Below are 6070 nucleotides of genomic sequence, written 5' to 3'. Positions count from 1 at the left end.
ACCCAGGACCACCCCTCACCCCTTGTCCCCCAGGACCGTCCCGTGACCCTCATCGACGAGCACGCGCACGCGTGGACCCCCGGCGAGGCACGCGCCCGGTTCCGTTCGGGCGTGTCGGGCGCCACCGCGGGGACAGCGGCGGGGCACACGCAGGCGAACCTGATCTCGGTGCCCGCCGACTGGGCGTACGACATGCTGCTGTTCTGCCAGCGCAACCCCAAGCCCTGCCCGGTGCTCGACGTCACGGACGCGGGCTCCTGGACCACCCCGCTCGCGGCGGACGCGGACCTGCGCACCGATCTGCCGCGCTACCGGGTGTGGGAGCACGGCGAGCTGGTGGCCGAGCCCACGGACGTGGCGGACGTGTGGCGGGACGACCTGGTGTCGTTCCTGATCGGGTGCAGTTTCACCTTCGAGTGGGCGCTCACCGGGGCGGGCGTCCCGATGCGCCACATCGAGCAGGGCCGCAACGTCTCCATGTACGTCACCAGCCGCCGGTGCCGGCCCGCGGGGCGGCTGCGCGGCCCCATGGTCGTGTCGATGCGGCCCGTGCCGCCCGAGCAACTGGCGGCCGCCATCCGGGAGAGCAGTCTGCTCCCTGCCGTGCACGGCAGCCCGGTGCACTGCGGCGATCCGTCGGGCCTGGGCATCGCGGACCTGTCCCGCCCGGACTTCGGCGACCCGGTGGACGCCGAGCCGGGTGACATCCCGGTGTTCTGGGCCTGCGGGGTGACGCCGCAGGCGGCGGTGATGGCCTCGCGGCCGCCCTTCGCCATCACCCACGCGCCGGGGCAGATGTTCGTCACCGACGCCCGCGACGAGCAGTACCGCGTGGCCTGATACACAAGGCCGGACCCACGGAGCAGAACGGAACCCCATGACCTCCATCGACCTGAACGCCGACCTCGGCGAGGGCTTCGGCCGCTGGCGGCTGACCGACGACGAGCGGCTGCTGTCCGTCGTCACCAGCGCCAATGTGGCCTGCGGCTTCCACGCCGGGGACGCGGCCACCATGCGCCGGGTGTGCGAGCTGGCGGCCGAGCGCGGCGTACGGATCGGAGCCCAGGTCTCGTACCGCGACCTGGCGGGGTTCGGGCGGCGCGCGATGGACGTGCCGCCCGCCGAACTGGCGGCCGAGGTCGCGTACCAGATCGGCGCGCTGGAGGTCTTCGCGCGGGCGGCGGGCGCACGCGTGGCGTATGTGAAGCCGCACGGCGCGCTCTACAACCGCGTCGTGCACGACGAGGAGCAGGCCGGTGCCGTGGTGGACGGCGTCCGTCTCGCGGACGCCGCCCTGCCCGTGCTCGGTCTGCCCGGCTCGCGCTTCCTGAAGCTGGCCGAGCGGGCCGGGCTGCCGGTGGTCACCGAGGCGTTCGCGGACCGCGCGTACGCCGACGAGGGCACCCTGGTGCCGCGCGGGCGGGAGGGCGCCGTGATCACCGACGCCGACGCCGTGGTGGAACGGTCGGTGGACCTGGCGCGCCTCGGGACGGTCGTGTCCCACTCGGGGGAGCGCGTCATGGTCCGCGCCCGCTCGCTGTGCCTGCACGGCGACACGCCCGGCGCGGTGGAGCTCGCCCGCCGGGTCCGGGACGCTCTGGAGTCCTCGGGCGTGCGCGTGGAGGCGTTCGTATGAGGGCACTGGCGGTCGGGGAGCGCGCGCTCCTGATCGAGGTGGGGACGGGCGAGGAGGCGCAGGCGCTCCACGCCGAGCTGCTGCGCCGCCGCGCGGCGGGGGACCTGTCGGTCGCCGAGATCGTCCCCGCGGCCCGTACGGTCCTCCTGGACGGCCTGGACGCCCCCTCCCGCCTCGCCGAGCGGCTCGCCTCCTGGGAGGTGCCGCCGGTGCCCCCGCGCGCGGAGGAGGTGGTCGAGATCCCCGTTCGGTACGACGGTCCGGATCTGGCGGACGTCGCCGCGCACTGGGGCGTGGACGGGGCCGAGGTGGCCCGCCTCCATGCGGCGGCGGAGTTCCGGGTCGCCTTCTGCGGGTTCGCCCCCGGCTTCGGCTACCTCACGGGCCTGCCCCGCCAGGTCCCGCGCCGGGCCACCCCGCGGACGGCCGTACCCGCGGGTTCGGTCGCGCTGGCGGGCCCGTACACGGGTGTGTACCCGCGCTCCTCCCCCGGCGGCTGGCAGCTCATCGGTACGACGGAGGCGGTGCTGTGGGACCACGCGCGCGTGCCGGCCGCTCTGCTGTCACCGGGCACCAGGGTCCGCTTCGTTGCGGAGGGGGCGCCGTGACGGACCGCGCGCTCGCCGTCGTGCGCGCCGGGGCTCTCACGACCGTCCAGGACCAGGGGCGGCCCGGCCACGCCCATCTCGGTGTGCCGCGCTCGGGAGCGCTGGACGCGCCCGCCGCAGCGCTGGTCAACCGGCTCGTGGGCAACCCCCCGGAGGCCGCCGTCCTGGAGACCACGCTCAACGGTTGCGCCGTACGGCCGCGTTCGACGGTCACCGTGGCCGTCGGGGGCGCGCCCTGCCCGGTCACCGTGGACGGCCGCCCGGCGGCCTGGGGCACGGCGCTGCGGGTCCCGGGAGGAGCCCTGCTGGAGCTCGGGCCCGCCCGCTCCGGCGTGCGCAGCTATCTCGCCGTCTCCGGCGGCGTGGCCGTGGAGCCGGTGCTGGGCAGCCGCTCGACGGACCTGCTGTCGGGCCTCGGCCCCGCTCCGCTGACCGACGGCACGGTGCTGCCCCTCGGGCGCCCGGCGACGGCCCACGCGCGCGTGGACGTCGTCCCGCATCCGGCGCCGCCCGCCGAACTCGTCCTGCGCGTGACGCTGGGCCCGCGCCACGGCTGGTTCACTCCGGTGGCCGTCCGCGCGTTCACCACGCGCGCGTACACGGTGTCCGCCGCGAGCAACCGCATCGGTCTGCGTACGGAGGGCCCGGCCCTGGAACGGGCGGTCCCGGGTGAGCTCCCCAGCGAGGGCATGGTGCTGGGCGCGGTACAGGTCCCGCCGGACGGCCGCCCGGTGGTGTTCCTCGCCGACCATCCGACCACCGGGGGCTACCCGGTCATCGCGGTCGTCCACGAGGCGGACCTGCCCGCCGCGGCCCAGGCCGCACCGGGAACGCCGGTGCGCTTCATCGCCGTACGCCGGCGGGGCTGACCCAGCCGTGATCCGCCGGACAGGCCCTCGGTCACGCCGTGTCCGGCCGCTTCCCCACCGTCAGCGCGGCCAGCGCCGACGCGACCGCGTGGGAGGCCCCGAGGTCCAGCCGGGCGCTGGTGCCGCGGGCCTTGTGGCGGACCTCGGCCGCGGCGAGGGCGAGAAGCTGCGGCAGCAGGTCGCCGCAGCGCCGGGCGACCCAGCCGGTGCCCCGCGTGGCCAGCCACCGCAGGTTCGCCGCCCGGGTGGGTGCGGGGAACTCGGGCTCGGCACGGGGCGCGGTCCCCGTCGCGACACCCGCCTCGGTGAGCACCGCGTGGAAGCGGACCGCGAACTGCCGGTGCCCGCGCTCCCCCGGGTGCAGCCGGTCCGCGCTCCACAGGGCGCGGTCCGTCAGCCACGCGCCCTCGGAGGCGTGCAGATGGACCGCTCCGTACCGCTCGGACAGGGCGTGGACGACGGTGTTCACCGCGCGCTGCCGCCTGGCGAGGGGCCTGGCCAGAGCGCCGGGCAGGCCGAGCATCGCTCCGGGATCGGGCAGGCACGCGGTCAGCACGGTCGCGCCCCGGGCGTGGAAGGCCCCGTACACCTCGTCGAGGCGGGCGGCGACGGCGTGGATGTCGAAGGTGCAGCGCAGTGTGTCGTTGACGCCGATGACGACGGACACGATGTCCGGCCGCAGGGCCAGCGCGGCGGGGGTCTGCCGCTCCAGGAGGTCACGGGTCTGGGATCCGCTGACGGCGAGGTTGGTGAACTCCACTGCCGGGCCTAGCCCGTCGGCCAGCAGGGCGGCCCAGCCACGCAGACCTCCGCCCTCGACGGGGTCCCCGATGCCCTCGGTCAGCGAGTCCCCGAGCGCGACGAACCGCAGGGGTCTCATCCGACGCCCTCCCGCACCGGCCACCGGACGGTGGCGTCGTGCGCCGCGAGGAACGCCTCCACGGCGGCCGTCCACCCGAAGCACTCGGCACGCGCGCGTGCCGCCTCGCGGCGCTCGTGCTCCGGCAGCGCGAGCAGCAGTTCCACCGCGTCGGCGAAGGACTCCCCGCTGTCCGCGGCCGTGGCCCCGGCCTCCCCCACGACCTCCGGGAGGGCCGACGACGCGCTGGCCACCACGGGCGTACCGCAGGCCATCGCCTCCAGCGCGGCCAGCCCGAACGTCTCGGCGGGCCCGGGCGCCAGGCACACGTCGGCGGAGGCCTGCAGGGCACCCAGCACCCCGCGGTCGCCCACATGCCCCAGGAAGGTCACCGGGAGCCCGCGCGCCCGCTGCTCGAGACGGGCCCGCAACGGCCCGTCCCCGGCGACCACGAGGACGGCGCGCCGCCCGCGCCGCAGCAGTGCCTCCAGCGCGTCGAGCGCCGTTCCGGGCCGCTTCTCGACGGACAGCCGGGAGCACATCACCAGCAGAACGTCCCCCACGCGCGCGTGCCGCTCCCGCACCGCCTGGTCCCGCAGCGCGGGGTGCCGCCCCACGAGGTCGACGCCCAGCGGGGCCCGTACGACGTTGCGCGCCCCGATCCGCACGAACTCGCGCTCCGCGAACTCGGTGGTGCACACGACCTTCGAGTAGGTGTGGGCCGTACGGACGTTGAGGGCGTCGGCGGCGCGCCGGGCCATCCGCTCGGACAGTCCCCAGGTCCGCAGCACCCCGTCGGCGGTCTCGTGGGAGACCATCACCGCGGGCACCCTGGCCCGCCGGGCCCAGGCACCGGTCCAGCGCAGGGTGGTCCGGTCGGAGACCTCCAGGCGGTCGGGCGCGAGCGACTCCAGGAGCGCCGCCACGCGCCGCTTGTCCGTGAGGACGCGGTAGCCGCCGGTACCGGGCAGCAGCGGGCCGGGCAGGGTGATGACGCGTCCCTGCTCGGTCTCGCGGTCGGTGTGGCGCTCGCCAGGCACGACCAGCACGGGTTCGTGTCCGGCGCGCTGGAAGCCCGTGCCCAGTTCGCGCAGCGCGGTGCGCAGGCCGCCCGAGGCGGGAGCGACGAAGTTCGCCAGCCGGACGATACGCAGCGACTCGCTCATGCCGCCACCACCGTCCGCGCGGACAGCACGTCGGCGTAGTGCCCGAGGAGCTGGTCCCCCACGGCCTCCCAGGTGCGGCCCTCGACGGTGGCCCGTCCCGTGGCCCCGTACGCGGCCCGCAGCGCGGGATCGGCGGCCAGCGCCCACACGGCGTCCCGTACGGCGGCCGCGTCGCGCGGCGGGACCAGCAGGCCCGTCCGCCCGTGCGCCACCAGGTCCAGCGGGCCGCCGGCGGCGGGCGCCACCACGGGCACCCCGCTCGCCATGGCCTCCTGCACGGTCTGGCAGAAGGTCTCGAACGGGCCGGTGTGCACGAAGACGTCCAGCGAGGCGAAGATCCGGGCGAGTTCGCCGCCGGTGCGGCGCCCCAGGAAGACGGCGCCGGGCAGGGCCTCGCGCAGACCGGGCTCGCTGGGCCCGTCGCCCACGACGACGACCCGTACGCCGTCGAGCGCGCATGCCCCGGCCAGCAGCTCCACCTGCTTCTCGGGGGCGAGCCGGCCGACGTAGCCGACGATCAGCTCGCCGTTCGGCGCGAGTTCGCGGCGCAGGGCCTCGTCCCGGTGGCCTGGGCGGAAGCGGACGGTGTCCACACCGCGCGGCCACAGCTTCACCCGGGGCACGCCGTGCGCCTCCAGGTCGTGCAGGGCCGCGCTGGACGGCGCGAGGGTGAGGTCGGCGGCGGCGTGCACGGAGCGGATACGCCGCCATGCGGCTCCCTCGCCCGCGTGCACGTAGGTGCGGGCGTATCCGGCGAGGTCGGTCTGGTAGACGGCCACGGCGGGGATGCCGAGCCGGGCGGCGGCGGCCATGCCGCGCACGCCGAGGACGAAGGGGCCGGCCAGGTGGACGACGTCGGCGCGGTGCTCGGTGATGGCCGCGGCGACGCGCCGGCTGGGGAGGGCGACGCGGACCTGGGGATAGCCCGGGAG

Annotated in this window: 7 protein-coding genes; 4 read left to right on the top strand and 3 right to left on the bottom strand. The window is 76.4% G+C overall.

What is annotated here, in order from left to right:
* The first annotated feature begins 42 nt into the window (after positions 1 to 42).
* From FNH04_RS39680 to FNH04_RS39665, 4 genes are read left to right on the top strand one after another with little or no spacing between them, the layout of a single operon-like run.
* On the top strand, positions 43 to 840 hold the full coding sequence (locus FNH04_RS39680; RefSeq protein ID WP_322725205.1) for a putative hydro-lyase: 798 nt from the start codon (positions 43 to 45) through the stop codon (positions 838 to 840).
* A gap of 37 nt (positions 841 to 877) precedes the next feature.
* Positions 878 to 1636 (top strand): LamB/YcsF family protein, encoded by a 759-nt coding sequence (locus FNH04_RS39675; RefSeq protein ID WP_152790931.1) that lies wholly within the window; start codon positions 878 to 880, stop codon positions 1634 to 1636.
* Entirely contained in the window at positions 1633 to 2244 is a 612-nt protein-coding gene (locus FNH04_RS39670; RefSeq protein ID WP_152790929.1) for a 5-oxoprolinase subunit B family protein, read from the top strand. The genes FNH04_RS39675 and FNH04_RS39670 overlap by 4 nt, the downstream gene beginning before the upstream one ends.
* Entirely contained in the window at positions 2241 to 3113 is an 873-nt protein-coding gene (locus FNH04_RS39665) for a 5-oxoprolinase subunit C family protein (RefSeq protein ID WP_322725204.1), read from the top strand. Before FNH04_RS39670 ends, FNH04_RS39665 begins: the two co-directional genes overlap by 4 nt.
* Before the next feature lie 31 nt (positions 3114 to 3144).
* Here the strand turns inward: FNH04_RS39665 and FNH04_RS39660 are convergent, their stop codons facing one another.
* The 3 genes from FNH04_RS39660 to FNH04_RS39650 all read right to left on the bottom strand — a co-directional run.
* Entirely contained in the window at positions 3145 to 3993 is an 849-nt protein-coding gene (locus FNH04_RS39660) for an SGNH/GDSL hydrolase family protein (protein WP_152790925.1), read from the bottom strand.
* Positions 3990 to 5138 (bottom strand): glycosyltransferase, encoded by a 1149-nt coding sequence (locus tag FNH04_RS39655; RefSeq protein WP_152790923.1) that lies wholly within the window; start codon positions 5136 to 5138, stop codon positions 3990 to 3992. The genes FNH04_RS39660 and FNH04_RS39655 overlap by 4 nt, the downstream gene beginning before the upstream one ends.
* The coding region (locus FNH04_RS39650) for a glycosyltransferase family 4 protein (protein WP_152790921.1) at positions 5135 to 6070 on the bottom strand (936 nt) is incomplete at its 5' end. The genes FNH04_RS39655 and FNH04_RS39650, both read right to left, overlap by 4 nt.

This window comes from Streptomyces phyllanthi (assembly GCF_009377205.1).
Lineage (GTDB): Bacteria > Actinomycetota > Actinomycetes > Streptomycetales > Streptomycetaceae > Streptomyces > Streptomyces phyllanthi.
This window is presented reverse-complemented; position numbering and strand designations above follow the sequence as displayed.

Coding starts and splice junctions, on each gene's coding strand:
- FNH04_RS39675 (WP_152790931.1), top strand. CDS start 878: ATGACCTCCATCGACCTGAACGCCGACCTCGGCGAGGGCTTCGGCCGC.
- FNH04_RS39670 (WP_152790929.1), top strand. CDS start 1,633: ATGAGGGCACTGGCGGTCGGGGAGCGCGCGCTCCTGATCGAGGTGGGG.
- FNH04_RS39660 (WP_152790925.1), bottom strand. CDS start 3,993: ATGAGACCCCTGCGGTTCGTCGCGCTCGGGGACTCGCTGACCGAGGGC.
- FNH04_RS39655 (WP_152790923.1), bottom strand. CDS start 5,138: ATGAGCGAGTCGCTGCGTATCGTCCGGCTGGCGAACTTCGTCGCTCCC.